This window comes from Streptomyces xylophagus (genome assembly GCF_000716435.1).
Lineage (GTDB): Bacteria > Actinomycetota > Actinomycetes > Streptomycetales > Streptomycetaceae > Streptomyces > Streptomyces xylophagus.
On the sequence record NZ_JNWO01000002.1, the window covers coordinates 297452 to 323552 of the forward strand.

26 protein-coding genes and 1 pseudogene are annotated in these 26101 nt (G+C 70.0%); 15 read left to right on the forward strand and 12 right to left on the reverse strand.

What is annotated here, in order from left to right:
• Positions 1-16: 16 nt before the first annotated feature.
• The 4 genes from OO70_RS04830 to OO70_RS04845 form a co-directional block, all read right to left on the reverse strand.
• The gene (locus OO70_RS04830; RefSeq protein ID WP_043664465.1) at positions 17-1060 is read right to left on the reverse strand and encodes a glycoside hydrolase family 5 protein; all 1044 of its coding nucleotides are present in this window, start codon (positions 1058-1060) and stop codon (positions 17-19) included.
• A gap of 372 nt (positions 1061-1432) precedes the next feature.
• A complete protein-coding gene (locus tag OO70_RS04835) occupies positions 1433-2260 on the reverse strand; it encodes an SAM-dependent methyltransferase (protein WP_043664468.1) in 828 nt (275 codons plus the stop codon).
• Between the two features lie 84 nt (positions 2261-2344).
• Positions 2345-2596 carry a DUF397 domain-containing protein gene (locus tag OO70_RS04840; RefSeq protein WP_043664470.1) on the reverse strand — a complete coding sequence of 84 codons (252 nt, stop codon included), beginning with the start codon at positions 2594-2596 and terminating at the stop codon, positions 2345-2347.
• A complete protein-coding gene (locus OO70_RS04845) occupies positions 2593-3465 on the reverse strand; it encodes a helix-turn-helix domain-containing protein (RefSeq protein ID WP_043664471.1) in 873 nt (290 codons plus the stop codon). The genes OO70_RS04840 and OO70_RS04845 overlap by 4 nt, the downstream gene beginning before the upstream one ends.
• A gap of 241 nt (positions 3466-3706) precedes the next feature.
• Between OO70_RS04845 and OO70_RS04850 the strand changes: the two genes are divergently transcribed.
• The gene (locus OO70_RS04850; RefSeq protein WP_051740655.1) at positions 3707-4153 is read left to right on the forward strand and encodes an ATP-binding protein; all 447 of its coding nucleotides are present in this window, start codon (positions 3707-3709) and stop codon (positions 4151-4153) included.
• A gap of 40 nt (positions 4154-4193) precedes the next feature.
• Here OO70_RS04850 and OO70_RS04855 read toward each other — a convergent pair whose 3' ends face one another.
• Positions 4194-5615, reverse strand: coding sequence for a PP2C family protein-serine/threonine phosphatase (locus OO70_RS04855; RefSeq protein ID WP_043664473.1), 1422 nt, complete (start codon positions 5613-5615; stop codon positions 4194-4196).
• A 71-nt stretch (positions 5616-5686) separates the two neighbouring features.
• Here OO70_RS04855 and OO70_RS04860 point away from each other — a divergent pair, with 71 nt between their 5' ends.
• From OO70_RS04860 to OO70_RS04880, 5 genes are all read left to right on the forward strand, one after another.
• A complete protein-coding gene (locus OO70_RS04860; protein ID WP_043664481.1) occupies positions 5687-6499 on the forward strand; it encodes an SAM-dependent methyltransferase in 813 nt (270 codons plus the stop codon).
• Positions 6500-6628: 129 nt separating this feature from the next.
• On the forward strand, positions 6629-7507 hold the full coding sequence (locus OO70_RS04865; protein ID WP_234336702.1) for a SigB/SigF/SigG family RNA polymerase sigma factor: 879 nt from the start codon (positions 6629-6631) through the stop codon (positions 7505-7507).
• A gap of 143 nt (positions 7508-7650) precedes the next feature.
• Positions 7651-8229, forward strand: coding sequence for a hypothetical protein (locus OO70_RS04870; RefSeq protein ID WP_043664483.1), 579 nt, complete (start codon positions 7651-7653; stop codon positions 8227-8229).
• A gap of 114 nt (positions 8230-8343) precedes the next feature.
• Complete coding sequence (locus OO70_RS04875; RefSeq protein WP_043664484.1) at positions 8344-9000, forward strand: O-methyltransferase; 657 nt, start codon at positions 8344-8346, stop codon at positions 8998-9000.
• Between the two features lie 100 nt (positions 9001-9100).
• Entirely contained in the window at positions 9101-9775 is a 675-nt protein-coding gene (locus OO70_RS04880; RefSeq protein ID WP_043664486.1) for a TetR/AcrR family transcriptional regulator, read from the forward strand.
• Between the two features lie 3 nt (positions 9776-9778).
• Here OO70_RS04880 and OO70_RS04885 read toward each other — a convergent pair whose 3' ends face one another.
• Together OO70_RS04885 and OO70_RS04890 are read right to left on the reverse strand one after the other, a co-directional pair.
• On the reverse strand, positions 9779-10624 hold the full coding sequence (locus OO70_RS04885) for an LmeA family phospholipid-binding protein (RefSeq protein ID WP_043664488.1): 846 nt from the start codon (positions 10622-10624) through the stop codon (positions 9779-9781).
• A gap of 10 nt (positions 10625-10634) precedes the next feature.
• Positions 10635-11267, reverse strand: coding sequence for a TetR/AcrR family transcriptional regulator (locus tag OO70_RS04890; RefSeq protein WP_043664491.1), 633 nt, complete (start codon positions 11265-11267; stop codon positions 10635-10637).
• Between the two features lie 109 nt (positions 11268-11376).
• Between OO70_RS04890 and OO70_RS04895 the strand changes: the two genes are divergently transcribed.
• The 3 genes and pseudogenes from OO70_RS04895 to OO70_RS04900 all read left to right on the forward strand — a co-directional run bounded on the left by OO70_RS04895 (position 11377) and on the right by OO70_RS04900 (position 14236).
• On the forward strand, positions 11377-12987 hold the full coding sequence (locus OO70_RS04895) for an MFS transporter (protein ID WP_043664493.1): 1611 nt from the start codon (positions 11377-11379) through the stop codon (positions 12985-12987).
• A 12-nt stretch (positions 12988-12999) separates the two neighbouring features.
• Positions 13000-13146 (forward strand): annotated as a pseudogene (locus tag OO70_RS55760) (VOC family protein); the annotation flags it as partial.
• Between the two features lie 37 nt (positions 13147-13183).
• Entirely contained in the window at positions 13184-14236 is a 1053-nt protein-coding gene (locus tag OO70_RS04900) for a lysylphosphatidylglycerol synthase transmembrane domain-containing protein (RefSeq protein ID WP_043664496.1), read from the forward strand.
• Between the two features lie 23 nt (positions 14237-14259).
• On the opposite strand, the gene OO70_RS04905 is transcribed toward OO70_RS04900, so the two are convergent.
• Entirely contained in the window at positions 14260-15045 is a 786-nt protein-coding gene (locus OO70_RS04905) for an SDR family NAD(P)-dependent oxidoreductase (protein ID WP_043664498.1), read from the reverse strand.
• 87 nt (positions 15046-15132) lie between these two features.
• Between OO70_RS04905 and OO70_RS04910 the strand changes: the two genes are divergently transcribed.
• Positions 15133-15984 carry a helix-turn-helix transcriptional regulator gene (locus OO70_RS04910; RefSeq protein WP_043664501.1) on the forward strand — a complete coding sequence of 284 codons (852 nt, stop codon included), beginning with the start codon at positions 15133-15135 and terminating at the stop codon, positions 15982-15984.
• Between the two features lie 6 nt (positions 15985-15990).
• Here the strand turns inward: OO70_RS04910 and dmpG are convergent, their stop codons facing one another.
• The 3 genes from dmpG to mhpD are packed head-to-tail and all read right to left on the reverse strand — an operon-like array spanning position 15991 to position 18778.
• Positions 15991-17007, reverse strand: a complete 1017-nt coding sequence (gene dmpG / locus OO70_RS04915) for a 4-hydroxy-2-oxovalerate aldolase (protein ID WP_043664504.1) — start codon at positions 17005-17007, stop codon at positions 15991-15993.
• A complete protein-coding gene (locus OO70_RS04920; RefSeq protein ID WP_043664507.1) occupies positions 17004-17939 on the reverse strand; it encodes an acetaldehyde dehydrogenase (acetylating) in 936 nt (311 codons plus the stop codon). Before OO70_RS04920 ends, dmpG begins: the two co-directional genes overlap by 4 nt.
• A complete protein-coding gene (gene mhpD, locus OO70_RS04925; RefSeq protein WP_199827250.1) occupies positions 17936-18778 on the reverse strand; it encodes a 2-keto-4-pentenoate hydratase in 843 nt (280 codons plus the stop codon). Before mhpD ends, OO70_RS04920 begins: the two co-directional genes overlap by 4 nt.
• 106 nt (positions 18779-18884) lie before the next feature.
• Here mhpD and OO70_RS04930 point away from each other — a divergent pair, with 106 nt between their 5' ends.
• Positions 18885-19664: an IclR family transcriptional regulator gene (locus OO70_RS04930; protein WP_051740658.1), complete on the forward strand. Its 780-nt coding sequence runs from the start codon at positions 18885-18887 to the stop codon at positions 19662-19664.
• Positions 19665-19694: 30 nt separating this feature from the next.
• The gene (locus OO70_RS04935; protein WP_051740660.1) at positions 19695-21251 is read left to right on the forward strand and encodes a hypothetical protein; all 1557 of its coding nucleotides are present in this window, start codon (positions 19695-19697) and stop codon (positions 21249-21251) included.
• Positions 21252-21264: 13 nt separating this feature from the next.
• Here OO70_RS04935 and OO70_RS04940 read toward each other — a convergent pair whose 3' ends face one another.
• On the reverse strand, positions 21265-22290 hold the full coding sequence (locus tag OO70_RS04940) for an Lrp/AsnC family transcriptional regulator (protein ID WP_043664510.1): 1026 nt from the start codon (positions 22288-22290) through the stop codon (positions 21265-21267).
• Positions 22291-22404: 114 nt separating this feature from the next.
• On the opposite strand from OO70_RS04940, the gene OO70_RS04945 reads away from it, so the two are divergent.
• From OO70_RS04945 to OO70_RS04955, 3 genes are all read left to right on the forward strand, one after another.
• On the forward strand, positions 22405-23964 hold the full coding sequence (locus OO70_RS04945) for an AbgT family transporter (protein WP_043664513.1): 1560 nt from the start codon (positions 22405-22407) through the stop codon (positions 23962-23964).
• 47 nt (positions 23965-24011) lie between these two features.
• Positions 24012-25196, forward strand: coding sequence for a M20 family metallopeptidase (locus OO70_RS04950; RefSeq protein ID WP_043664516.1), 1185 nt, complete (start codon positions 24012-24014; stop codon positions 25194-25196).
• An 81-nt stretch (positions 25197-25277) separates the two neighbouring features.
• Complete coding sequence (locus OO70_RS04955) at positions 25278-26021, forward strand: hypothetical protein (protein WP_043664520.1); 744 nt, start codon at positions 25278-25280, stop codon at positions 26019-26021.
• The last annotated feature ends 80 nt before the right edge of the window (positions 26022-26101 follow it).

Below are 26101 nucleotides of genomic sequence, written 5' to 3' on the forward strand. Positions count from 1 at the left end.
TCGGGTCGTCACTCGGTCAGGACTTGACCGGCCTGCCGCGGCCCCAGGCCCAGGCGAGGCGATCGGCGCCGGACTGGTTGGTGGTGACCAGCCAGGGGCGGGCGGCGTCGCCGATGAGCTTCTGGATCGAGTAGGTGTCGTCGGTGCGCAGACCGGGCCAGTAGACCGACCCCATGCCGAGCTCGCGGAAGACGTCGGTGTCGGCCTGGATGAAGTTGACCGAATTGTCGTCGGGCGTCGGCACGTTGTAGTTCAGGCCCGTGGTCATCGGGGCCCCGAACTCGTCGGCCACGGTGCGGTTCGCGCAGTCGCCGAGGCGTTCCTTGAGGTCGCTCACCCACTGGTCGTAGGTGGCGTAGCTCTTCCAGAACCCGTAGTGGTGCAGCGAGAGGTACGTGCCCTTCAGGCGCGGGTCGGCACAGACCGTGGTGACGTGGTCGTTGTAGCCGGCGCCGCTGACGAAGACCCGGTTGCGCGGCACCGAGGAGTAGGTGTCCAGCCACTTGGCGGCGAGGTCGGCCCACTCGGCGTCCGTGTAGCCGTGGGGCTCGTTCATCGGCTCGAAGTAGACCCGCTCGTTGTGCTTGTAGGCCTTGACCACCGTGTCCCACATGGGCCAGTACGTGGCCGGGTCGTCGATGAAGCCGTCCTTGTTGGCGCCCGTCCCCTCCCAGTACGACACGATGACCTTGAAGCCCTGCGCCGTCGCCGCGTCGATGACCCCGCGGTACGACTTCCAGTAACTGCCGTTCACCGTGTACGGGTTGATGGGCAGCCGCACTGTGTTGGCGCCGAGGTTGGCGCGGAACGCGGCGATGACGCGGGTCGCCTTGGTGTACGTCTGGGCGTAGCTGTCGGAGAGCGACAGGCCGGACAGGACGACCGGGTCGTCGGCGTAATTGTCGCGCGGGTCGGCCCAGTTGACGCCCTTGAACTGGGACGTGTTCGTGCTCGGCGCGGCGGAGGCGGGGCTGCCGGCCAGGGTGGCGCCGGTGACCGCGGCGATCGCGACAGCTACGAAGGTGGCCCGCAGGCGGGTTCTGGCGGGGTTGGTGCGCATCGACTTGCCCTTTCAGGAATGGCGACTCGGCGCATGGCGAGGCCTGCGCGCGGCTGAGCGGCCGTCGGAACAGGTACCGGGCGGGACGGGTGATGTCGGCTCGTCGTCCCAAGTCCCGGTGGGCACGGTGTTGGTGGGGGAGTACGGGCACGGTGGGCCCTGCTCACCGGGAGCCTCCTGTCCTCCCTCCTCCACCGGCCGCGACGCGGTGTTTACGTAAACATCAAACGGTCGGAACGCTCGGCCGATCTGTCGGCCGAGTCGCTCCGTGGAGATGTTTACGCAAACATGGCGGCGCCGGAATCGTGGCATCCGGCACCGCCATCGTCAAGGTTTCCCGCACGTAACGTCGTTGGAGTCCTGTGGCAGGGGCTACGGCTTGATGCCCACCCCGGTCCACAGGCTGACCTCGGCGTCCGTGGGCGGCTCCGCCGTGACGGCGCCCTCGTCGGCGGCGTCGGGGCGCCAGCGGTGGCCGACGGCGACGCCGGGGTCAAGCAGTTCGAGCCCGGTGAAGAAGCGGGAGACGTCCTTCTGGGAGCGGAACTGCACCGGTGTCCCGGCGTTGTTGTAGATCGAGGTCACCTTCTCCCAGGTGGCGGGATCGAAGTCGGGCGTGCAGTGGCTGATGGCCAGGGCACTGCCCGAAGGGAGAACCGACAGCAGGCGGGCCACGAGCCCGTACGGGTCCTGGGCGTCGGTGACGAAGTGCAGAAGCGCGTTGAGGGAGAGTGCGACCGGCTTGTCGAGGTCCAGGATCTCGGCCAACTCGGGGGCGTTCAGAAGGGTTTCGGGGTCGTTGACGTCCGCCTGTACATACGTGGTGCGGCCCTGCCGGGTGCTGCGCATCAGCCGCTCGGCGTACTTCAGGACCAAGGGGTCGTTGTCGGCGTAGACCACGCGAGCCTCGGGGACCACGGACTGGGCGACCTGGTGCAGGTTCGGCTCGGTGGGGATGCCCGTGCCGATGTCGAGCCACTGGCGAATGCCGTGCTCCCTGGCCAGGACACGGGTGGCCCGGTGCATGAACGCACGGTTCTCGCGGGCGCAGACGAAGATGGCGGGATAGGCCGCCGCGACCGTCTCCGCCGCCTGCTTGTCGACCTCGAAGTGGTCCTTGCCGCCCAGGTAGTAGTCGTACATGCGGGCGGAGTGCGGCCTGCTGGTGTCGATCTCCCGCGCGGCGTGGGCGTTGGTCATGCTCTCCCTCTCAAGTGGTGTTCTTCGGCGTCTCGGGCAGGTCGCAGCCGGGCCGGCTCCAATTCCCCACGCCCGTGGTCTTGTTCAGCCGGCCATCAGATGGTCGGCGAGGCCCCGCTTGACTCCGGCGACGAACGCGGCCATCTCCTGCGGCGTGTAGATCAGCGCGGGTCCGGCGGGGTCGGTCGACTGGCGCAGCGCGATACGGCCGTCGGCGAGCTGCTTCGTCTCCACGCACTGACCGCCGTTGGGACCGCTCCAAGGGCATTCCCAGCCCTGCTCGCCGAGGTTCGACGCGGGCATCCCGTTGTAGACCATGTCGTCGGTGGTGGTCATGAGTACTCCTTGCGCATGCGGTTCAAGAGCGCCTTGCTGTCCGCGGACGAGGTCAGCAGCGACATCCTGTTGTGCGCTTCCAGATGGGCCACGACATCGGATCGCTGGTCCAGGTACATGGAGGCGGAGAGGATCTCGCTGTAGACGATGTCGGGCAGCTCCGGTTCCTCGAACCGGAAATAGGTGAAGGGTGCGCACGCCCCGACGTGGGCACCCGCCGAGAACGGGACGATGTCAACGCTGACGTGGTCCAGTTCCGAGACCTCGAGGAGCCGGTCTATCTGGTCCCGCATGACCGCGGGGGTGCCCACCACCCGGTGGAGCACGGCTTCTTCCAGCACCGCCCACAGCGTGGGCGCGTCCGGCCTCTCCAGCAGACTCTGGCGGTGCAGGCGTAACTGCACCCGCCGTTCCAGGTCTTCGTCGTTGTCGTTCGGGAAGCCGCCGCTCAGTACGCCACGCGCGTAGTCGTACGTCTGGAGCAGTCCCGTCACGTAGTGCGGCTCGTAGGTACGGAGGGTCTTGGCGCCGGTCTCCAGGCTCACATAGGCGGTGAACCAGCCGGGCAGCACATCACGGTAGTCGTGCCACCAGCCGGGTTGGTTGGCTCGCTCGGCGAGGGCGACGAACTCCTCGATCTCCTGGCGGTCGGCGCCGTAGGTCTCAAGGAGCTTCTCGACATAGAGGGGTTTGAGGCCGACCTCGGCCTTCTCCAGCCGGCGGATGGTCAGGGACTTGACCCGCAGGGCCCTGGCGGCGTCCTCCAGGGACACGCCCGCACCCTGTCGCCGCTCCTGCAGCCGGCGGCCGAGGATCATGCGGAGAACCGTGGGCGCACCGGTGCCGGTGCCCGAACGAGCTTCGCTCACGCCCAACCTCCTGAGGGACTGTCACCAGTATTAGTCTGACAGCGACTTGATGATGCCACCAGACGGAAACCGCCGTTCTGAAATTATCAGGGAGTCGGTTGCAGCTTGAACTGAGCTATGGGCATAGTTACTTGTGTGAGCGATCTAGGCCGCCCGCCGGAACACCCCAAGTCCGGTCGGCCAGTTGCTGACTCCGTGCGTCTCCCGCCTGCGTCCGCCCCCCGATGGAAGGCGAACCACCGTGTCCCCCCACACGACTCCCTCCCCGCAGCTCTTAGACGTCGCCAGCCCGGATCTGGCGCACTGGCTGGAACTCCCGGCGCACCGCTCCGGCGTCCGGGTCGCCCGGCACGCCATGGGCGCACAGCTGACCAAGTGGCGCGTGCCCGAAGAGGTGCGCGACGACGCGGTGCTGCTCATCTCGGAGTTGGCCACCAACGGGGTGTGCCACACACCCAGCACACGGCTCCTGTGCGGAATCGGGCTCGTCGACGACCGCTGTCTGCGCATCGAGGTGCACGACCACGACTACGCGGGCAGCAGTCTGCCCAGCTGCGATCCGTGCGCCGACGACGAGAGCGGACGCGGGCTGTTCATCGTGCAGGCGGTCGCGGACACCTGGGGGGTCGACCGGTCGGCGCTCACCGGCGGGAAGGCCGTGTGGGCCACGCTGTCCATCGGCTACTGAAGCCAGTTGAATGGAGGGGGCGAGGACGCCCGCGGCCTGTTCAGGTGGTCGCGGGCGTCAACTCGGCGAGCAGCAGGGTGCGGTCGTCTGCTCCGGGCGTCGCGGACGGGGCGCGCAGCAGCCGCTCGCACAGCGAGGGGAACGCGTCCTGGCCGCCGGACGGCGCGGGCTCGGCGGCGGCCGTGTCGAGGGCCCGGGCCAGGCCGGCGATCTCCTGGTCGATGTCGGCGTGCCGGGACTCGACCAGTCCGTCGCTGTACAGCAGGAGCAGGGACGGTTCGGAGACCGTCAGCACCGTGGCCTCGTAGTTGCCCGTGCCGAGCCCCAGGGGCAGCCCCGGCCCGGCGAGGGTGACCGGCATGGCCGGTCCGTCCGGGCCGCGCAGCAGCGGGGGCGGGTGGCCGGCGCCGACCAGCGTGCAGGAGTGCGACTTCGCGTCCCACTCGGCGTACATGCAGGTCGCGAAGGACGCGCCCGGGGTGTCGTAGGCCAACTCGTCGAGGCGACGCATCAGTTCGGCCGGCTCCATGTCGAGCCGGGCCAGGGTGCGCACGGCCGTACGCAACTGGATCATGGCGACGGCGGATTCGGGGCCGTGCCCCATCGCGTCGCCGACGACCAGACCGACCCGGCCGCCGGGGCGCGGCAGGACGTCGAACCAGTCACCGCCGATGATGTTGCCCTGTCCCGCGGGGAGATACCCGTGGGCGATACGGCAGCCGGTGAACGCCTGGGCCGGGTCCGGGAGCAGGCTGTTGCGGATGGCCAGCGCGGTGCGGCGCTCGCGTTCGTAGCGGCGCGCGTTGTCCAGGGCGACACCGGTCCGGGCGGCCAGCGATTCCACGGCCACGGCCTCGCCGGGCAGGAAGGGATCCCGTTCCGGGCCGCGGGTGCAGGCGATGAACCCGACGGTGGAGCCGCGCAGTTGGAGCGGCACGACGAGGAAGGACGCCGTCCCGAGGAGGTCGTCTATCCGTTGCGCGTCCCCGCCCGCGGAGGCCAGCAGCCGGTCGGCGGTGTGCTTGTCCACTCCGTCGAGGATCTGCGTGTGCCCGCTGGCGAGGGCGCGGGCGTACGGGGTCTCGCGAGGGAAGACGACCACCTCGCCGACCGGCAGCACACCGTCCCAGCTCTCCGGCGCCTCCGCACCCACCCGCACCGCCAGCCGACGTGCCTCGATCTGCGGCGGATCCACGGCGGGATAGGCGTTCTCCTCGAGAACCCACCGCTCCAGCAGATATATCGACGCCGCGTCGCAGAAACCGGGCGTCAGCGCGTGCACGACATGGCTGCCCGTCAGCCGCAGATCGAGCTCCGAGCCGATGACGTCCGCGGCGGGGGCGAAGGCCTGCCTGCGGCGTGGGGGCCCGGCGGCGGGTGCGTCACCTCGGTGACTGCGCGGTTCGTTCCGCAGGGTCGTGCCTTTCCGGGTGGGGACCGGCCGCGTGGCGTGGGGGGACAAGCGGTCTGCCGTGCGATCGTCGGCAATTATATGATGACGCGTCAAGGATCTTGTGATGAAGGGGAGTTGCCGTGCCGGATGATGGAGGTCTGCCGCAGGGGATCGATCCTGGAAAGGCGAGCGTCGCTCGAATGTACGACGCGATGCTGGGCGGTGACCACAATTTCGCCATAGACCGCGAGGCCGTGGCCGCGTTCACGGCGATCGACCCCCAGGTGCGCACCCTGGCCCGGGCCAACCGGGACTTCCTCGGCCGGGCCGTGCGCTTCCTGGTCGAGTCCGGGGTACGGCAGTTCATCGACCTCGGCTCGGGCATCCCCACCCAGGGCAACGTCCACGAGGTCGCGCAGGCGGCCAGCCCCGGAGCGCGCGTCGTCTATGTGGACAACGACCCGGTGGCCGTGGCCCACAGCACCTCCCTTCTCGCCGACAACCCGGACGCGGACATCGTCGACGGCGACATCCGGCGACCGGCCGACGTCCTGTCCTCCCCGCAGGTACGGAAGTTGATCGACTTCGACCAGCCCGTCGCCGTACTGATGATCACGATCCTGCACTTCATCACCCCCGCGGAGGATCCCGCCGGCATCGTCGCCGCCTTCCGCGACGCACTGCCCGACGGCAGCTGGCTGGCCCTGAGCCACGCCACCAACCAGGACCGCCCGGACACCGCCGCGGCCGTGGGCCAGTTGTACCGCTCCAAGGCCACCTCACCCGTCACCGCGCGCTCCTACGAGGAGATCCTCGCCCTGTTCGACGGCTTCGACCTCGTCGCACCCGGCCTGACCTACGTCCCGCTGTGGCGCCCTGACCCGGAGGACGAGATCCCGGAGAAGCCGTCGGAGTACTGGGTCTACGCGGGGGTCGGCCGCAAGGGCGCGTGAACCTCCGGTACTTCGGCGAGGGAAACGAGGTGCGTACCCCGGATTTGACCGGATGAGGGGGAGTGAGTCGCGAGAAGCGGGGCAGGGGGCTCATGTCGGTAGTTCGTTCGGACGAATGGGGTGGGCGATATGGCAGCCGTGACGGCAGCGGAGGCACCGGGCACGGCAGGGCTACGGGTGGCGGCCGGAGAGGCTCTCCCGTTGATCGCGGAGCCGTCGAAGGTGAGCCCGAAGGACGCGCGTGAACTGTCGCGCCAGTTCTTCGACCGGCTGACCTCGCTGGAAGAGGGCACCCACGAGTTCCAGTACGTGCGCAACACCCTGATCGAGATGAACCTCTCCCTCGTGCGCTACGCGGCCGCGCGCTTCCGCAGCCGCAGCAACAACGAGATGGAGGACATCGTCCAGGTCGGCACGATCGGACTCATCAAGGCGATCGACCGCTTCGAACTCTCCCGCCAGGTGGAGTTCACGTCGTTCGCCGTCCCCTACATCGTCGGCGAGATCAAGCGCTTCTTCCGCGACACCAGTTGGGCCGTCCATGTGCCGCGCCGACTGCAGGAGGCCCGCGTCGAGCTGGCCAAGGCGACCGAGGAACTCCGGTCGCGCCTCGGCCGTACGCCCACCACGCGTGAGCTGTCCGAGCTGATGTGCCTCTCCGAGGAAGAGGTCATCGAGGCCCGCAAGGCGTCCAACGGCTACACGTCCTCCTCGCTCGACGCGGCGCTGAGCTCCGACGCCGGTGCCGAGGGCGAGACCGTGCTGGCCGACGTCATGGGTGCCGACGACCCGGGGATGGAACTGGTCGACGACCTCAGCTCGTTGGCCCCCCTGATCGCCCAACTCGACGAGCGCGAGCGGCAGATCATCCACATGCGCTACGTCGAGGAGCGCACCCAGGCCGAGATCGGCGAGCAACTCGGCATCTCCCAGATGCATGTGTCCCGGCTCATCAGCCGTATGCTCCGCCGCCTTCGCGCGGGGCTGCTCGATCCCGCGGTCGCCTGACGGACCGTATCCGCCCAACAATCCGGCCTGTTGGGTGAATTCACCCTTCCCGGATGTCCGTTCTGCGGCACTCTCGTAGCGTGGCCGGGCCGGCACTCAAAGTGTCGGGTCCGGCCGTCGCGGGGTTGCCGGAAGGGGGAGTTGTGGCGTGGAAGAGTGAGGAGTTCGGGGAGTCCCACGAGGGCATCGTGGGGGCGGTCCTCGCCGACGGCAGTGAGCCGAAACCGGTGTATCTGGACGTGGGCAGCGGAAGTTGTGGCTTCGAGACGCGTGAGTGGTGGGCCTACAGCGGCTGGTTGGGCCGGCCGAAGGCGGACGCCTGGCGGGCCTCCTGTGCGTGCGGTTGGCGCGGGGACAGTCACCCCATCGACTGGAGCCAGGTGGAGGACCACGACCTGGACGACCTGGACACCTCCGACGCGTACGACGACTGGTGGGAACACATCCTCGCGGTCGAACGCCGCACGGTGCCGTTGCCGGAGGAACTCTCCGATCTGATGGAGCAGTTGGAGGAACGGCTCGACGCGCTCGCGGAGACGGCGCCCGTGGCCGCGCTCAAGGCCGTGGCCATGCTGGAGCGCATGGCGGCCCGGGTCGGCAAGGAGGCCGCGTACGGGGCGCAGGCCGACGATGTGTCGGAGGAGGCACTCGGCAAGGCGCTCGGGTTGAGTGCGAACAAGGCCCGGTCCCGTCTCGATCGCTACCTTCGCACCTATTACTGACGGGCATCGGGCGGAGATCGTCGGTTCCGGGATGTCGTGCGAGCTTCTGCGGGACGGCGCGGGATGTCGTGCGGACTTCTAGATAAGACGCAACGTTGCGTCTAGTCTGAAGTCATGCCCTTCACCCATGCTCTGGCCGACCCCCGGGTCGCCGACGTCATCGACCGCCTCTTCGCCGGCGCTCAGCACGACGAGGCCGCCGCCGCCCGCGTCGAACTCCCCGAAGGGTTCGAGCGGACGACATCTCAGCAACGGGCCGACGCCCTGGCCGAGGTCTACATGCCGATCTCCGCCGACGGCGGTCGGCTGCTCTACAACCTGGTCCGGGCCACCCGCCCGGCCACCGTCGTCGAGTTCGGCACGTCCTTCGGCATCTCCACCCTGCATCTCGCCGCCGCCGTGCGCGACAACGGCACCGGACGAGTGATCACCACGGAGCTGAGCAAGGACAAGATCGCCGCCGCCGGGCGTGCCTTCGCCGAGGCAGGTCTGGACGATCTGATCACCGTGCTGGAGGGCGACGCCCTCGACACCCTCGCCGGCGTCGAAGGCACTGCCGACTTCGTCCTCCTCGACGGCTGGAAGGACCTGTGCCTGCCCGTGCTGCGCCTGCTGGAGTCGCGCCTCGGGCCGGGAACCCTCGTGGTGGCCGACGACGTCGACCTCGACAGCCTCAAGCCGTACCTGGACCATGTCCGCGACCCGGCCAACGGCTACCAGAGCGTCACCTTCCCGGTCGAGGACGGCATGGAGATCAGTTGCCGTCTGTGACGCCGTGCCGCCGCGACGCCGTAGGGTCCAGGGCCCGTGCCAGACTGGACGTACCGCTTGCCCCCCGCTCCGTAGCTCCCGTACTTCACCGAGGTTGTCCGTGACCAAGCCCCTGGCCCGTGTCCCCCAGCGACGCAACGCGCGCTCCAACCGGGAACGCATCCTGGCCACGGCCCGCCGGGAACTCGGCCGGAACCCGGACATCACCCTGGAGGAACTCGCCCGCGCGTCCGGCGTGGTGCGACGCACCCTGTTCGGGCACTTCCCGGGCCGGGAGGCCCTGCTGGAAGCGCTGGCCGAGGAAGCGTCGGAAGCCCTGCTGGGCGTGCTGCCCGCCGACCAGACGCCGCCGGAGCCGGAGTCGGGGGCCGAGTCGGCAGACCGGTCGTTCGCGCGCTTCGTCCTGTCGATGTGGACCGTGGGGGACCGCTACCGCCTCCTCCTGACGCTGGCCCGCCGCGACCTGGGCCAGGAGCGCGTGACCGAGGTCCTGGCGCCGGCCCGCCGCGCGGCCACCACCATCCTGGACCGAGGACAGCGCGACGGCGTCTTCCACACCCAGCTGCCGCCGGCCGTGCTGAGCGCCGGTCTTGAAGCCATGACGGTCGCCCTGCTCGAAGAGGTCAACTCCGGGGAACTGGAGGACGACGGGACCCACGCGGCGGTCGCCGCGCTCATCGCGGCCGGTGTACCCGAGAAGCAGGCACGTGTCGTGGTGGACGAGGTCGCACCGGCGGAGGCCGAGCGGGCCGCGCGGAGCGTCGCGGCGGACTGAGCCTCAAATACCCTTCCCATACGGCGAGTTGCCCCGCGCCACCTCGCTGCGCACCGAGTCGTTCCGCGAGGCGTCGTCGGACCGGAAGGTGACCGACTCGCCCGACAGGCGGGCACTGAGACCGTTCTCCGTCGTGGTGACCGAGCGCAGGTGCAGGCCGTGCGGAATGTTCCGCAACTGGATCGGCCGGTCGAAGACCTTGCTGAGTGCGACTCGCCCCACCTCGGGCAGCAGACCGCCCGTGACCTGGAAGTCCTTGAACGCGATGCGGTTGCCGGACAGCACCGACACGTTCGCCGCCACAGTGACGTCGTTACCGGGAGGCAGGAGGACGGTTGCGCGGACCTGGTCGGGACGGGCGCCCCGGGAGATCTCGAGGCCCAGGGCATCGGACACGTCCGTGTAGGTCAGCAGGGCCGTCGCGTCCGCCGAGCGTGCCAGCGCCTCCGTGTCGTCGTCGGACTTCCTCAACCCGGCCAGACGCAGGGAGAGTTCACTCACCGGCAGCGGGCCGGTGGTGTCGCTCGCCGGTATGTCGTGCGCGGTGATGTCCACGTGTCGCAGGGTCCCCGAGGCCAGCTGCGTCAGCACGGGGAAGCCCCGCACGTGGACCTCCGGCGCCGAGGGAGTGCGCATGCCCTCCTGGAACGCCTTGGCCGTACGCGACTCCACCTGGGCCGCCGCGAAACGGTCGACGGCGACCGGAACGAGGAGCAACGCGAGCAGCGCGCCGACGGCTATGGCGACCGGGCGGCGGTTCCTCCGGGGCGGGGGCGAGTCGTAGGGCTCGTAGTACGGGTAGGTGGTGTCGGCGCCGAAGTCGCCGTACTCGTACGGGTGTTGCTGCATGGCTATCTCCTCAACGGGATGGCTGGGGTTGCCCGGTGCGGGTGTGCAGACGGTGGACCGTGGCGGTCGCGAGGTCGCTGTTGACGCCCACGGCGATCAGGGCCGCGGTGGCGGCGGCCGTGCCGTCGTCGGTCCAGAGGCCGGAGTTGACGCTGTCCAGCAGCGCCAGCAGGTGTGCCTCCAGGGCTCTGGTGAGCGGGCCGGGTGGGACGACGGTGTGGAAGACGCCCTGTTGCTGACCGCGGGCGAGGATTTCGGCGGCCGTGTCACGGGCCGGGCCGAGCAGGGCGCCGACCCGGTCGGGGCCCAGGTCGCGGTGGGCGAGGGTGATGAGCGTGCGGAAGCGGTCGCCGACCGGCCACAGGGTGAGGACGAAGCGGGCCAGCGCGGTCACGGGATCCGGTGTCGGCGCGCGGGCGACGGCCGCACTCGCACGCCGTACCGCCTCCCCGGCGTCCGCCACAAGGCCGCCGACGAGCGCGGCCCGGCCCGCGAAGTGCCCGTAGATGGTCCGACGCGCCACGCCTGCGGCCTCCGCGATGTCGCCGAGGCTGCTGTCGGGGTCGCGACTCAGTTCCTGACGGGCCGCTTCCAGGATGCGGGCGCGCGTGGCCTGCGCCTTGGTGCTGCTGCGGCTGGTCACCTCGACACCTCCTGGAGGGGCTGATCCGTCCGGGCATAGTTGCACATCGATGGGCAATAAAATAGTCTGCACATCAGTGAGCAATTAATGTCCCCGCTAGGAGCCTCCGATGCCGCTCGTCGTCACCACACCCGTCGACAGGATGACCGGGCCGTACGCCCGGCGCTGGTCCGCCCTGATCGTGCTCTGTCTGAGCCTGCTGATCGTGGTCATGGCGAACACCTCGCTGATCGTGGCCGCTCCGGACATGACCACGGACCTGGGCCTGAGCAGCAGTGATCTGCAGTGGGTCATCGACGGCTACACCGTCCCGTACGCCGCGCTGATGCTCGTGCTCGGCTCTATCGGCGACAAGTACAGCCGTCGCGGAGCACTCATCACCGGCCTGGTGATCTTCGCCGGCGGATCGGTCATGGGCAGCCTGGTACACGAGACCGGACTGGTCATCGCGGCCCGCGCGATCATGGGCGTGGGCGCAGCCGTGGTCATGCCGGCCACGCTGTCCCTGCTGGTCGCGATCTTCCCGAAGCGTGAGCGGGCGCGGGCCATCACGGCCTGGACCGCGACCTCGGGCCTAGCCATCGCCGTCGGCCCGCTGGTCGCGGGCTGGCTGCTCGAGGACCACGCCTGGGGCTCCACGTTCCTGATCAACGTCCCCATCGCCGTCGTCGCGGTGGTCGGCGCCCTGGTCCTCGTGCCGCCGTCCAAGGCGGAGCAGATGAGTCGCATTGACTACGTGGGCGGTCTGCTCTCGATCGTCTCGGTCGGCAGCCTGGTCTACGCGATCATCGAGGGCCCGCACTTCGGCTGGGGCGCGGGTCCGGTCACCGCGGCCGTCGTCGCCGCCGTGGGCTTTCCCGCCTTCGTGGCCTGGGAGTTGCGCCACCCGCACCCCATGCTCGACGTCCGCAAGTTCGCCGAGCGCTCCTTCAGCGGTTCGATGATGGCCGTGCTGTTCTTCTTCTTCGGCACCTTCGGCGCGATCTACTACGCCACGCAGTTCCTGCAGTTCGTCCTCGGCTACGACGCGCTGGAGACCGGCGTACGACTGCTGCCGCTGGCCGGTGCCGTCTTCCTCGGCGCCGCGGTCACCGGACGGCTGACCCCCAAGCTCGGTATGAAGCCGATGGTGGTGGCCGGCATGGTGATCGGCACCGTGGCCGTCTTCCTGCTCACCCAGGTCGACAAGGCCTCCACCTACGGCGACTTCCTGCCGACGATGATGCTGCTGGGCTTCGCGATCGGGCTGAGCGTGTCCCCGGCCACGGACACCATCATGAGCTCCTTCCCGGAGAACGAGCTGGGCGTCGGCGGCGGCGCGAACGACACCGCGCTCGAACTCGGCGGCTCCCTCGGCATCGCCATCCTCGGCTCGTTGCTGGGCACCACCTACAAGGACAGGCTGACCGACCTAGTCGGCGGACACCTCCCCGCCGCCGCGCTGGACACCGCCAAGGACTCCGTCGGCGGCGGCCTGGCCGTCGCCCAGCAGATCGCGAAGACACCCTCGGCCGGACCGCAGCAGGCGCAGGCACTGGTCGACGCCGTGCACGAGGCCTTCGCCCACGGTGTCGCGCAGACCAGCCTCGTCGGCGGGATCATCATGGCCGCCGGCACGCTGATCGTCCTCGCGGTCCTGCCGGGCCGCCGTGCCACCGCCGAGTCCGAGCCGAAGGCGGCGGAGACCAGCCAGGACCAGGAGCATGCCGACTCCGTGTAGAACCCCGCTCTCACAACCCACCAGGGCATCAGCATCCGGGGGCACACTCCGGTCGGTCGGACCATCGTGGATAAACTGGCGCAGTTCCGCCTCGGCACCCGCTCCTTCGCCCGCTCGGAGAACACCGTCCCCGCACTGAGCGGTGCCGGAATCGCCGACGGTTGGCGCTCACTTCACGAAATCGACGGTCCTGCCTGTGCACGCTCCGGACACCACCGCCCTCACACCCGAACCGGCAGACGTGGCGCCGCGTCGCACCCGACGCTGGCTGCGCCCGGTGGTGATCACGGTCCTGCTCGCGCTGTTCACCACCGAACTGGTGCTGGGATGGCCGTCGTTGGCCTCCGCGCTCTCGCAGCTGCGCGCACCCCGGCTGAACTGGTTCGCCGTCGCGCTGGTCGCCGAGGTGGCCGCCATGGGCTGCTACGCGCGCATGCAGCGCCGGCTGCTGCGCTCGGCCGGGGTGGACGTGCCGATCCAACGGCACGTCGCCCTCGCCTACGCCGCCCACTCGCTGAGCGTCACCCTGCCCGGTGGCCCCGCCTTCTCCACCCACTTCAACTACCAGCAGATGCGGCGCTTCGGAGCCACGCCCGCCATCGCCTCCTGGTGCATCGCGCTGTCCGGCATACTCTCCGCGGCGGCCCTGGCCGTCGTCACCGCGATCTCCGCGATCGCCTCCGACGGCAGCCTCCAGTGGCACAGCCTCGTCACCCTCGGCCTGGCCGTGGTCCTGCTCACCGTCGGCATCCGGCGCATCACCCGCCACCCCGAGAAGGTCGAACCGGCCACCCGGGCCGCGCTGGCCCGGGTCAACCGGCTGCGGCACCTGCCCGAGACCCAGGGCCTCGACCGCATCCGGGGCTTCATCGAGCAACTCCGCACCGCCCGGCTCCAACCCCGGCACGCCGTCGCCGCCGCCGTCTTCGCCGTCCTCAACTGGCTGCTCGACGCGGGCTGTCTGTGGCTGTGCTTCCACGCCATCAGTGACACGCAGATCAGCAACGCCCAACTGCTGCTCGCCTTCTGCGCGGGCATGGCCGCCGGGACTCTCACGATCATCCCGGGCGGCCTCGGCCTCATCGACAGCGCGCTGATCCTCGGACTGGTCACGGGCGGCGTCGCGACCAGCACCGCCATCGCCACGGTCGTGCTCTACCGGATCATCAGCTTCGGGTTCATCATCGGCGTCGGCTGGATAACGTGGCTGGTCATCCGCCGCCACAATCGCCGGGAGGCGGTTGTTTAGCGGATCTTCCGGCCCCTTGACTCTCAGGCCCGCGCGCCGCCGTCGACCCGCAGGACCGTGCCGGTCACGAAGGAGGCGCGGTCGCTGAGCAGCCAGGCCGCCGCCTGGGCGATCTCGTCGGGGTCGGCCGCGCGGCGCAGCGGGGCATGCGCCGTGAGCCGCTCCTGGAGACCGGGGGAGTCCGCTTCCCAGGCCCGGATCATCTCGGTGAGGGTGTTGCCGGGGGCGATGGCGTTGACGCGGATGCCCTCCGGGCCGTAGGTGACGGCGGCCGACTCGGTGAGGCTGTTGACGGCCCTCTTCATCGCGCCGTAGGCGGGCAGTTCGGGGTTGCCCATGAGGCTGCCGACGGACGAGTTGTTGACGATGGCGCCGGTTCCGGCGGTGGCGCGGATGGTGGCGATCTGGGCGACCATGGCGACCCAGACGCCCTTGAGGTTCACGTCGTAGAGGTGGTCGAAGTCGCTCTCCGGCAACTCGTCCATCGGGCCGGGGCGTTGGATCGTCGCGCCGTTGTTGAAGGCCACGTCGAGCCGGCCGTACAGGTCCACGGTCCGGTCGACGGCTGCGCGCACACTGGTCGAGTCGGCCAGGTCGCAGACCACGTAGTCCGCGGTGCCGCCTGCCTCCCTGATCTCTTCGGTGACGGCCTTCAGCTGGGCCTCCGTGCGGGCCGCGAGCAGCACTCGGGCGCCTTCTCGGGCGAACAGCCGTGCCGCTGCGGCGCCGATTCCGCGTCCTGCGCCGGTGATGAACGCGACCTTGTCGGCCAGCAGGCCGAGGGAGGGAGGAGTGGGTGTGTTGTCCATGGCAGCGAGCCTGCGCCTGTCCGCGGAGCGCATCCAGGCATCGGCAGTACCTGGCTGGAGAGGGCGACGCCCGTACACACTGGGGGTGTGGATCGAAGAGAACTGGGCGACTTCCTGCGCAGCAGGCGTGAGCGGATCACCCCCGCCGATGTGGGGCTGCCGGCCGGACCGCGCCGCCGTACCCCCGGACTGCGCCGCGAGGAGGCGGCTCAGCTGGCGTTCATCTCGACGGAGTACTACACGCGGCTGGAGCAGGCCCGCGGCCCGCATCCGTCGCGCGAGGTACTGGCCGGGCTCGCCCGGGCCCTGCGCCTGACGGACGCCGAGCGCGACCACCTCCACCACCTGGCGGGCGTACCGCCGGGCCCGCCGCCCGGGCCCTCGCGCGAGGTGCGGCAGAGCATCCTCGATCTCGTGCAGCGGCTCCCGCAGGCCGCCGCGATCGTGGTTTCCGCGACGCACGAGGTGATCGCCTGGAACGACCTGGCCGCCGCCCTCATGGAGGACTTCTCGGCCGTGCCGCGACGCGACCGCAACCTGCTGCGCCGGGTCTTCCTCGGGCCGCACTCGGAGGGGCGACGGCTGTACGGGGTCTCGGACGCGGACGAGTTCGGGCGCCGCGCGGCCCAGGACCTGCGCGCCACCGCCGCCCGCTACCCCGACGACCCGGAGCTGACCGAGCTGGTGGCCGAACTCCTCGCCGGGAGCGAGGAGTTCACCGAGTTGTGGAACTCCCACGACGTGGCCGCCGCGCCCACCTTCTGCAAGACCTTCCAGCACCCGCTGGTCGGGCCGGTCACCGTCAACTGCGATGTCCTCGACATCACCGACCGGGACCAGCGGGTCGTGATCTACACGACCGTCCCCGGTTCGCCGTCCGAGGGTGCCCTGCGGCTGCTGTCGGTCATCGGGACCCAGCGCATGGACATGACCTCCTGATCCGGATCAGCCTTCCGCACGCGCGACCAGGTCCAGCGCGATGTCGGTGATCATGTCCTCCTGGCCGCCGACCATGGCCCGCCGCCCGGCCTCGACCAGGATGCTGCGCGTGTCGAGGCCGTAGCGGGCCGCCGCGGTCTCGGCGTGGCGCAGGAAGCTGGAGTACACGCCCGCGTAGCCGAGACTGAGGGTCTCGCGGTCCACCCGTACCTCGCGGTCCTGGAGCGGTCGTACGAGATCATCGGCCGCGTCCATGAGCGGGAACAGGTCGCAGCCGTGCTTCCAGCCCATCAGGTCGGCGACCGCGACGAACGCCTCCAGCGGACAGTTGCCCGCACCGGCGCCCTGGCCAGCGAGGGAGGCGTCGACGCGGATCGCACCGCCCTCGACCGCGACGACTGTGTTGGCCACGCCCAGCGCGAGGTTGTGGTGGGCGTGGATGCCCAACTCGGTCTCCGGGGCGAGGACTTCGCGGTACGCGCGGAAGCGGTCCCGGACGCCGTCCATGGTCAACCGGCCGCCGGAGTCGGTGACATAGACGCAGTGGGCGCCGTAGGACTCCATCAGCTTGGCCTGGCGGGCGAGTTCGGTGGGCTCGGCCATGTGGGACATCATCAGGAACCCGGCCACGTCCATGCCCAACTCCCGCGCGGCGGCGATGTGTTGGGCGGAGATGTCGGCCTCGGTGCAGTGCGTGGCGATCCGTACCGAGCGGATGCCCAGCGCGTGTGCCTGCTTGAGGTCGTGGACGGTTCCGATGCCGGGCAGCAACAGGGTTGTGGGGACGGCCTGTTGTACGACGTCGGTGACCGCCTCGATCCACTCCCAGTCGGTGTGGGCGCCGACGCCGTAGTTGATGCTGGACCCCGACAGTCCGTCGCCGTGGGCGATCTCGATGGCCGCGACGCCTGCCGCGTCCAGGGCGGCGGCGATCGCGCGGGCCTGGTCGACGGTGTAGCGGTGCCGTACGGCGTGCATGCCGTCCCGGAGGGTGACGTCCTGAACGTAGAGGGACGGGTTCACTTGGCTGCCTCCTTTTCGGTGCGGGCAGCCATGCGTTCCGCGGTGCGCAGGGCGGCCGAGGTCATGATGTCGAGGTTCCCGGCGTAGGCGGGGAGGTAGTGGGCGGCGCCCTCGACCTCCAGGAACACCGACACCTTGAGCAGTTCGCCCGTGCCCGGCGCGAGGGTGCGCAGCGGGTCGTCGGCGGCCACCCTGTCGTACTGCACCTTCTGCTTGAGGCGGTAGCCGGGCACGTACGCCTGGACGCGGCCGACCATCTCCTCGACGGACGCCGTGACCGCTTCGGTCGCGCAGTCGGAGACCAGGCAGTGCACGGTGTCCCGCATGATGAGCGGGGGTTCGGCCGGGTTGAGGACGATGATCGCCTTGCCGCGCGCGGCGCCGCCGACCACCTCGATGGCCTGCGAGGTGGTCTCGGTGAACTCGTCGATGTTCGCGCGGGTGCCCGGTCCGGCCGAGCGCGAGGCGATGGACGCGACGATCTCGCCGTAGTGGACCGGCGAGACCGCGCCCACCGCGGCGACGATCGGGATCGTGGCCTGGCCGCCGCAGGTGACCATGTTGACGTTCGGGGCGTCGAGGTGGGCGTCGCCGTTGACCGGGGGGACGACGTACGGGCCGATGGCGGCCGGGGTGAGGTCGACGAGGGTGCGGCCCAGGGGCCGTAGGACCTCTTCGTGGTGGCGGTGGGCGCCGGCCGAGGTGGCGTCGAAGACGAGGTCGACGTCGGCGAACTCATCCAGTTTGACGAGTCCTTCGACACCCTCGTGGGTCGTGGCGACCTTCAGGCGGCGGGCGCGGGCCAGGCCGTCGGAGTCCGGGTCGATGCCGGCCAGTGCGGCGATCTCCAGGGTGTCCGAGAGGCGCAGGACCTTGATCAGGAGGTCGGTGCCTATGTTGCCGGAGCCGATGATGGCGACCTTCGTGGTCACTTGCCGTCCCTTTCCGTGGCTTCCGCTGCGAAGCGGACCCGTACCGAGCCCAGGTCCGAGATGTGCGCCTCGAAGGCGTCTCCGGGGGCGGCCGGGGTCATCGGGCCCAGGGCGCCGGTCAGCACGAGGTCGCCCGCGCGCAGCGGGTTGCCCCGCTCGGCGAGGGCCGAGGCCAGCCAGACCGCCGCGGTGAGGGGGCTGCCGAGGCAGTCGGCGCCGGTGCCCTCGGAGACGGTTTCGTCGCCCCGGCTCATGGTCATCGTGACCGTGCGCAGGTCCACGGCGGTCAGCGGTACGGGCGTGGCGCCCAGGACGTACAGACCGCAGGAGGCGTTGTCGGCGACGGTGTCGATCAGGGAGATGTCCCAGTTCCGGACCCGGCTGTCGACGATCTCCAGTGCGGGGAGCGCGAAGTCCACCGCGCGCAGTACGTCCACGATCGTGCACTCGCGCTCCGGCAGGTCACGGCCGAGCACGAGCGCGACCTCCGCCTCCACCTTCGGCTGGAGCAGCCGGCCCACGGGCACCTCGCCGCCGTCCGGCACCGCCATGTCGGCGAACAACGCCCCGAAGTCCGGCTGGTCCACGCCGAGTTGGCGCTGCACGGCCGGGGAGGTCAGGCCGATCTTGCGGCCGACGATGCGGCGGCCGGCCTCCAGACCGCGCCGGACGTTCAGTTGCTGGACGGCGTAGGCGGTCTCCAGATCGCCGCCGTCGAGCAGGTCGCGTACCGGCGGACAGACGACCCCGGTACGGGTGGCCTCCGCCAGCAGGTCGGCGGCCTTCACCACGGCCGGTGACACGGCGTCCGCGCGGGCGCCGTCGGGCTCGGTGGGCACGGGTTACCTCCTGGGAGAGCGGTGCGGGTACACCCCACCGGTATAGACAGCATCCCCTCAAGGGGACAATGTTTGTTCCGTGACACGGAACAACGCGGGCGGCAGCATGCTGGAGAAGGCCGCACTCATCCTCGACTGCTTCAGTCCGAGCGGCGGACCGTACCGCCTGTCGGAACTTTCGGAGCGCACCGGACTGCCCAAGCCCACGGTCCACCGGCTGGCCGCCGACCTGGTCCGGCTGGGCTGGCTGGAGCGCTCGGGTCCCCGCTATCTGCTCGGCGCGAAGCTGTTCGAACTGGGCTCGCTGGTGCCGCACCGGCGCGATCTGCGCGAGACGGCCCTGCCCTTCCTCCAGGACCTGTTCGAGGCCACCCGCGAGACCATCCACCTCGGCGTCCGCGAGGGCATGGAGGTGGTCTACCTCGAACGCATCCACGGCCACGAGGCCCTGCGGCTGCCCTCCCGTATCGGCGGCAGCCTCCCGCTGACCTGCACCGCCGTCGGCAAGGCCCTACTGGCCTTCTCCGGCGCGGAGTTGACGGAGGAGGTGCTGTCGCGCCCGCTGCCGAGCCTCACCCCGCACTCGATCACCGACCCGGCCCGCCTGCGCATGGCCTTGGAGAAGATCCAGGTCTCCGGCCTCTCCTACGAGGAACAGGAGGCCGCCCTGGAGGTGAGCTGCATCGCGGCCCCGGTGTTCGCCGGCGACACCGCGGTCGCCGCGCTCTCGGTCGCCGTGCCGCGCAGCCGCTTCCGGCCCGCCCAACTCGCCCCGGCGGTACGGACGGCCGCGCTCGGGCTGTCCCGAGTGCTGCGCGGGGGAGGAGCCACGACTTTCCCACTGTCGTCGCTGCGAACCCGACCGTACACTGACAAGTCGCGGTAACGGGGGAACAGTTGAACCGGGGGGAACAGCATGTCCGAGGATCAGTACGGCTCTGTCCAGGGGTTCGTCGTGCCACCGATGCCGACGTCCCCGCCGCCCGCACCGCCGGACCGACTGAGATCCGTCGCGGTCGGACTCCTCAACCTCAGCGGTCTCGGGCTCGGTTACGCCCTGGTGCGCCGCTGGCTGCTGATGGCCGTCTGCTGGGTCGCGACCGTCATCCTGCTGCTGGTGGCCCTGCCCGCCGACCCGGACGGTGTCTCCGGTGTCCTCGTCACCCTGTACGTCGTGTTCCTCGTGTTCGCCGCCGTCCACGGCGCGTTGGTCGGCCTGCGTACCCGGCTCGCCTGGCCCGCGCAGACGCCGGTCGCGGTGGTGCTGGGCCTGGTACTGCTCGCCGTACCGGCCGGGGGAGTCGTGCTGTACGACAACGCCCGTGACGAGGCGACCCAGCAGATGCTCCTCGACCGGCTGGACAAGGCGGACCAACTCGTCGCGGACTCCGGTAGGTTGCCGTTCTCCGCGGCCGAACCCCACTACCGCCAGGCGCTGGTCGCGTACGACGACCTCACTACCGCCCACTCCGGTTCGCGGGCGGCCGACAAGGTGCCCGACCGGCTGAAGACGTTCTACACGACGGTCGCCGGGGCCTACACGCAGAAGAACTACTGTGACGCGATACCCCAGTTGAAGTATCTGCGGACCGTCCCCGGCACCATCGGCAAGAAGCAGCTGGGCTCACTGACCACCTGGCCGGACGACCGGCTGGCCACCTCCCTGTACGAGTGCGCCTCCACCGGGCTGGCCGCCCAGCGCGCGGACTGGTCGACGAACTTCGGCGATCTGCTCACCACGTTCCCGCAGTCGTCCCAGGCGGGTCAGGTCGAACCGGCCGTCAAGTCGGCTGTCAGCAAGGCGGCACAGGGGGTGCGTGGCAGCCAACCGTGCACGGCGGTCGAGCAGTTGCAGAGTCTCTCCACCCAGATCGGGAGCCTCCAGGGCGGGCAGGGGAGCGTAGGCCTCGCACTCACCGCGGACGCCCAGCGTGCCGGCAGTCAGGCCGACGCCGGCGCCTACCAGTGCGGCGTCTCGCAGTACAAGGACGGCGATTTCGACTCGGCGCTCACCACGATGAACGACTTCGTGAAGAACAACACGCACGACAAGAACCGGGCCCGGGCCAAGAAGATCGCGATCGCCGCCGAGGTGGCGCAGACGGTCCCTGCCGCCGGCAAGAAGCTGCCGACGACCGCGTCCGGCGGCAGCATCTCCGTCACCGTCAAGAACGACAGCCCGGACGACATCACGGTGCTGTACACGGGGCCGGTGACCGGCAGCTTCAAACTCAAGGGCTGCGGGAGCTGCACGACGTACTCCCTGACCACCACGCTGTTGTCCGGGTTCAAGCCGTGCAGCTCCGGCAAGAGCTACCCGCAGAGGACGATCAGTCTGCCGACCGGCACCACGTACTTCGTGCACCGCGCCGACAGTTCGAGCGCGACCCCGGCCTCGGACACGGCCAAGCTCAGGTCGGGCTACATCTACACGGAGTGTGCCTACAGCACGCGCGGCTTCGGTACGACCTGAGATCGCCCCCGTCCTACAGCAGCCTCGGCGCGTGGAACGCGCCGAGGCCGACGGTCAGGTCGCGGTCCAGCCAGTAGCGGCGCGGCTCGGCGAGCATCACGGCGACGCTGACGCCGAGGAGGCCGGGGATGCCGGCCAGTTCGTTGTCGACGAAGAGCGCCAGCGCGGAACGGTCGGTGACCAGGCCGGTGGCGAGGACCGACATGTCGCTGGCGACGTGCGCGGCGAGCCGGGTCTGCGGGAGCTGGTCGATCCGGCGCATGACGTCGGGGGTCGCACCCGGCGCGACGCGCAGGCGGAGGATGAACGCGGTCTGGAATCCCAGCCACTCCGACACGATCTCCAGTCGCGGCTTGACCCAGCCCTCGTCCAGGACCCGGCGGACCACGCGGTGCGCGGTGGAGGTGGCCAGGTCGGCGGTTCGGGCGATGCTCGCGGCGGACGCGCGGCCGTCCTGGAGCAGCTGGGCCACGACGTCGCGCTCGGCCTCGCTGAGCGGCTTCGCCGGGGGAGTCGCGGTCGCGGTGCCCTCGGGGCGGGTGCCGGTGAGCTTCAGCAGTTCGGCACGCTCCGTGTCGGTCAGGAACTGCGGGTCCCAAGTGATGCCCCGGCGCAGCGTGCTGAGCGCGGGCAACGCGTTGACGCGCCGCACGCCGGGGACGGAGAACATCCGGTCGATGGCCTCGCTGGTGGCCGCCTCGGACGGGGCGTGGACGACGGCGTAGAGCGGGTAGTCGCCCGAGATCTGTGCCAGCAGCTGGAGATGGGGCAGGTCACGGAGTCGCTGGAGGACGGCGAGAGGGGTTTCGCCGGTGATGTCCAGGAAGACGTGGACGGGCATCGCCGTGGAGTGGATTCCCCAGTCGGCCTGCCCGATCACCCGCACCATGCGTGCCTCGTGCAGCCGGTCGTAACGGCGTTTGAGCGTGCTGGCGTCGGCGGCCAGGATCTCGCCGATGTCGTCCCAGGTGGCCCGGGGTGCCAGATGCAGCGCGCCGACGAGGCGCCGGTCGAGCTCGTCGAGGAGAGGGCGGGTCATGAGCCTCACTCTAGAGTGCCGTTTAATCCCACCGTTACTTCCGGGATATAGAGAATCTCTCACCAGGGTGCCATTGTTCGCAGGAACATCCCCCCATCGCCTCAAGAGGTACCGATGAGTGTCACCTCCGCTCAGCCTCAGCCCCAGTCCACCGAGCCTCGGTCGAGAGTCCTGCGCACCGCGTTCCGGAGCCTGGCGGCGATAGAGAAGATCGGCAACAAACTCCCCCACCCCTTCTGGCTGTTCTGGATCCTCGCCGGCATCGTCGCCGTCCTCAGCGCGGTACTGGCGGCGACCGGCATCAGTGCCGTGCACCCCGGCACGCACGAGACCATCAAGGTGCAGAACCTGCTCAGCAAGGACGGCCTGACCATGGCCGTCGAGGGCGCCGTCGACAACTACGCGGCCTTCCCGCCGCTGGCCACCATCCTCACCGTGATGTTCGGCATCGCCGTCGCCGAGAAGAGCGGACTGTTCTCGGCCCTCCTTCGCCGCATGGTCGCGCGCGTGCCGGGCAAGTACCTCACCTTCGCCCTGTCGATGACGGCCATGGTCAGCCATGTCGCCGGCGACGCCGCCTATGTCACCCTCATTCCGCTCGGCGCCCTGGTCTTCCGCGCGGCGGGCCGCAGCCCGGTCCTCGGCTGTGTCGTCGCCTACGTCTCGATCGCCGCCGGATACGACGCCTCGCCGTCCCTCACCACCACCGACGTCCTGCTCTCCGGGATCTCCACGGCCGCCGCCCACACCATCGACGCCCACTACGTCGTCACCCCGGTCGCCAACTACTTCTTCGGGCTCGGCTCCTCCGTCCTGGTCGCGCTGGTGATCACCCTCGTCGTCGACAAGGTCCTCGCCCGTCGCGCGGACCTGGAGCCCGACGAGCCGCTCGCCGCGCCCGACGCCGAGGAACTGGCGGAGATCGAGGTCACCGGGCAGCAGCAACGCGCCCTGCGCGTCACGGGGTTGGTCGCCGTCGGCTTCCTCGCGTTCCTCGCGGCGGCCATGATCCCCTCGTCCTCACCCCTGCGCGGCGAGGGCGGCGGCATCGTCGACTCCCCGCTGATCGGCGGGATGGCGCTCGTCCTGGGCGTGTTCTTCGCCGTGCTCGGCACCGTCTACGGCCGACTCGCCGGCACCTTCACCGCCGCCCGCGACAGCATCGGCGCGATGGTGGACGGCACCCGCTCGATGGCGCCGATCCTCGTCCTGTTCTTCGCGATCGCCCAGTTCCTCGCCTACTTCAAGTGGACGAACATCGGCAACATCCTCGCCGTCAAGGGCGCCGAGACACTGCGCGACCTGCACCTGCACGGCTGGACCGTGCTCGTCGGCATCGCCGTGCTGATCACCTTCATGAACCTCGTCATCACCAGCGGCTCAGCCCTGTGGGCACTGGCCGCACCGGTCCTCGTGCCCATGCTGATGCTCATCGGCATCGAGCCCGAGACCACCCAGGCCGTCTACCGCGTCGCCGACTCGGTCACCAACTGCGTGACCCCGATGAGCCCTTACTTCGTCATGGCCCTGGGCTTCATCCAGCAGTACCGCAAGTCCGCCGGCATCGGCACCCTGGCCTCCTTCACGATCCCGATCGCCGCCGTCGTGTGGGTCGTCTGGGTCGCGTTCTTCGTGGCCTGGTACCTGCTGGGCATCCCCTTCGGCATCAGCTGACGCCCGTCGAGCGACTCCACCCGCAGCTCCGCACCGGAAAGCAGATCATGACCGCCTCACCGGCACCCGTCACCCTCACCACCCGCGCCCAGGACGTCTCGTCGCAGATCGTCGAGGACATTCTGACCCTCGTCCGCCAGGAGACCAGTAGCTACGACCTCCCCGGCCTCGCCACCGGCTTGGACCTGCTGTGTGAGCTGACCGTCCAGCGGCTCGGCCGACCCGACCACGAACAGCGCCATCCCGGTGGCGAGTGCGGCGACACGCTCACCCTGACCTACACCGGCACCGGCGCCGGGCGTGTCGCGCTCGTCGGGCACTACGACACCGTATGGCCGACCGGGACCCTTGCCGGATGGGAGCAGCCGGGGGCGGCCGAGGACGGGCGGTCACGGCTGAGCGGGCCGGGCATCTTCGACATGAAGACCGGTCTGGCGCAAGGGATCTGGGCACTGAAGCTGGCCCGGGAGAGCGGTGTGCCGCTGCCCACCGTCACCTTCCTCTTCAACGGTGACGAGGAGATCGGCTCCCTGTCCTCGCGGCCGGTGATCGAGGCGGTCGCGCAGCAGGTCGATGCCACGCTGGTGCTGGAGCCGAGTGCCCACGGCGCGGTGAAGACCGCCCGCAAGGGCACCGGGATCTTCCAGGTCACGGCCACCGGTGTCGAGTCCCATGCGGGGCTCGCGCCGCAGGACGGAGCGAGCGCGATCACCGCGCTGTCCGAATTCGTGGTCGCCGCCGCGGCCGTCGCCGCCCCCGACAGGGGCACCACGATCAACACCGGGCTGATCAAGGGCGGTTCCGCCATCAACGTCGTCGCCGGGCAGGCCACCGCCGGCGTCGACATCCGGGTCAGCAGCACCGCCGAACAGGACCGGGTCGACGCCGAGTTGGACGCCATCAAGGTCAGCGATCCGCGCGTCCGTATCGAGATCGACCACGCCTGGAACCGGCCGCCGATGACCCTCAACGCCGCCTCGGTCCCGCTGCTCGACCTCGCTCGCGAGGTCGCCCACGAGCAGGGGCGTGACGCCTTGCGCGACACGGCCGTCGGCGGCGCGAGTGACGCCAACTTCGTCGCCGCGCTCGGTCTGCCGGTGCTGTGCGGCATGGGCGCGGTCGGCGACGGGGCGCATGCCCAGGGCGAGTTCATCTACCCCGACACGGTGCCCGCCCAGACCGCCCTGGTCGCGGGACTGCTCGGACGACTGGCGGAACCGCTGCGGGGCTGACCGCGACCGGCCGGAGCATCCTCGGGCGCCAAGGGTGGGGCGCGTCACGAGATCGCCCCCTGACCGGGGACAATCGGTGCCATGACGGACGGTACGGACGGTAGGGGCGACTCCGAGAGCCGCTTGGCCAGGATCGAGCGGCTGCTGGAGGACAGCAGGCGCGAAGTGGTGCCCGCGTGGCGCCAGGTGACGCGTGGCGAGTCGCGGTGGGCGGTGTCGGCCGTCATCCTGGTGGCGGTCGCCCTCCAGCTGATGCTGCCGCACCGGCTCGCCTTCCAGCCGTACTGGCTGCTGCCGGTCCTGGAACTCGCCCTGATGGTCGGTCTGTTCGTCGCCAATCCGCGCCGGATCGAGCCCGGCACACGGTGGCTGCGCTGGCCGAGTCTGGTTCTGACGGGGGTGATCAGTCTGGCCAACAGCTGGGCGGCGGCCCGGCTGGTGGCGGGCCTGGTCAGGGGCACCGAGCGGCTGGACGCCGGGCCGCTGCTGCTGACCGGCGGGGGCATCTGGCTGACGAACGTCATCGTGTTCGCCCTCTGGTACTGGGAGTGGGATCGCGGCGGGCCCATGGCGCGGGTCATGGGCAACCACGAGTTCGCCGACTTCCTCTTCGTCCAGATGCAGAGCCCGGAGACCGCGCCGTCGGACTGGGAACCGGAGTTCCTGGACTACCTGTACCTGTCCTTCACCAACTCCACCGCCTTCAGCCCGACCGACGTGATGCCGCTGTCCCGCTGGGCCAAGATGCTGATGATGGGCCAGTCCTCGGTCTCCGTGTCGATCGTCGTCCTGGTCGTCGCGCGGGCGGTCAACATCCTGCGCTAGTAAGGGAGTTGGACTGTCGAACAGCTGTCGAAACTGTCGAGTCTGTGAGTCCGCGCGTTCCGCTTGCCGCACTCCGGCGA

Excerpts from the sequence above, each read along its gene's own strand:
- OO70_RS04830 (WP_043664465.1), bottom strand. The coding sequence starts at position 1,060 with ATGCGCACCAACCCCGCCAGAACCCGCCTGCGGGCCACCTTCGTAGCT.
- OO70_RS04835 (WP_043664468.1), bottom strand. The coding sequence starts at position 2,260 with ATGACCAACGCCCACGCCGCGCGGGAGATCGACACCAGCAGGCCGCAC.
- OO70_RS04840 (WP_043664470.1), bottom strand. The coding sequence starts at position 2,596 with ATGACCACCACCGACGACATGGTCTACAACGGGATGCCCGCGTCGAAC.
- OO70_RS04865 (WP_234336702.1), top strand. The coding sequence starts at position 6,629 with ATGGCAGCCGTGACGGCAGCGGAGGCACCGGGCACGGCAGGGCTACGG.
- OO70_RS04875 (WP_043664484.1), top strand. The coding sequence starts at position 8,344 with ATGCCCTTCACCCATGCTCTGGCCGACCCCCGGGTCGCCGACGTCATC.
- OO70_RS04885 (WP_043664488.1), bottom strand. The coding sequence starts at position 10,624 with ATGCAGCAACACCCGTACGAGTACGGCGACTTCGGCGCCGACACCACC.
- OO70_RS04895 (WP_043664493.1), top strand. The coding sequence starts at position 11,377 with ATGCCGCTCGTCGTCACCACACCCGTCGACAGGATGACCGGGCCGTAC.
- OO70_RS04905 (WP_043664498.1), bottom strand. The coding sequence starts at position 15,045 with ATGGACAACACACCCACTCCTCCCTCCCTCGGCCTGCTGGCCGACAAG.
- OO70_RS04930 (WP_051740658.1), top strand. The coding sequence starts at position 18,885 with ATGCTGGAGAAGGCCGCACTCATCCTCGACTGCTTCAGTCCGAGCGGC.
- OO70_RS04935 (WP_051740660.1), top strand. The coding sequence starts at position 19,695 with ATGTCCGAGGATCAGTACGGCTCTGTCCAGGGGTTCGTCGTGCCACCG.
- OO70_RS04940 (WP_043664510.1), bottom strand. The coding sequence starts at position 22,290 with ATGACCCGCCCTCTCCTCGACGAGCTCGACCGGCGCCTCGTCGGCGCG.
- OO70_RS04945 (WP_043664513.1), top strand. The coding sequence starts at position 22,405 with ATGAGTGTCACCTCCGCTCAGCCTCAGCCCCAGTCCACCGAGCCTCGG.
- OO70_RS04950 (WP_043664516.1), top strand. The coding sequence starts at position 24,012 with ATGACCGCCTCACCGGCACCCGTCACCCTCACCACCCGCGCCCAGGAC.
- OO70_RS04955 (WP_043664520.1), top strand. The coding sequence starts at position 25,278 with ATGACGGACGGTACGGACGGTAGGGGCGACTCCGAGAGCCGCTTGGCC.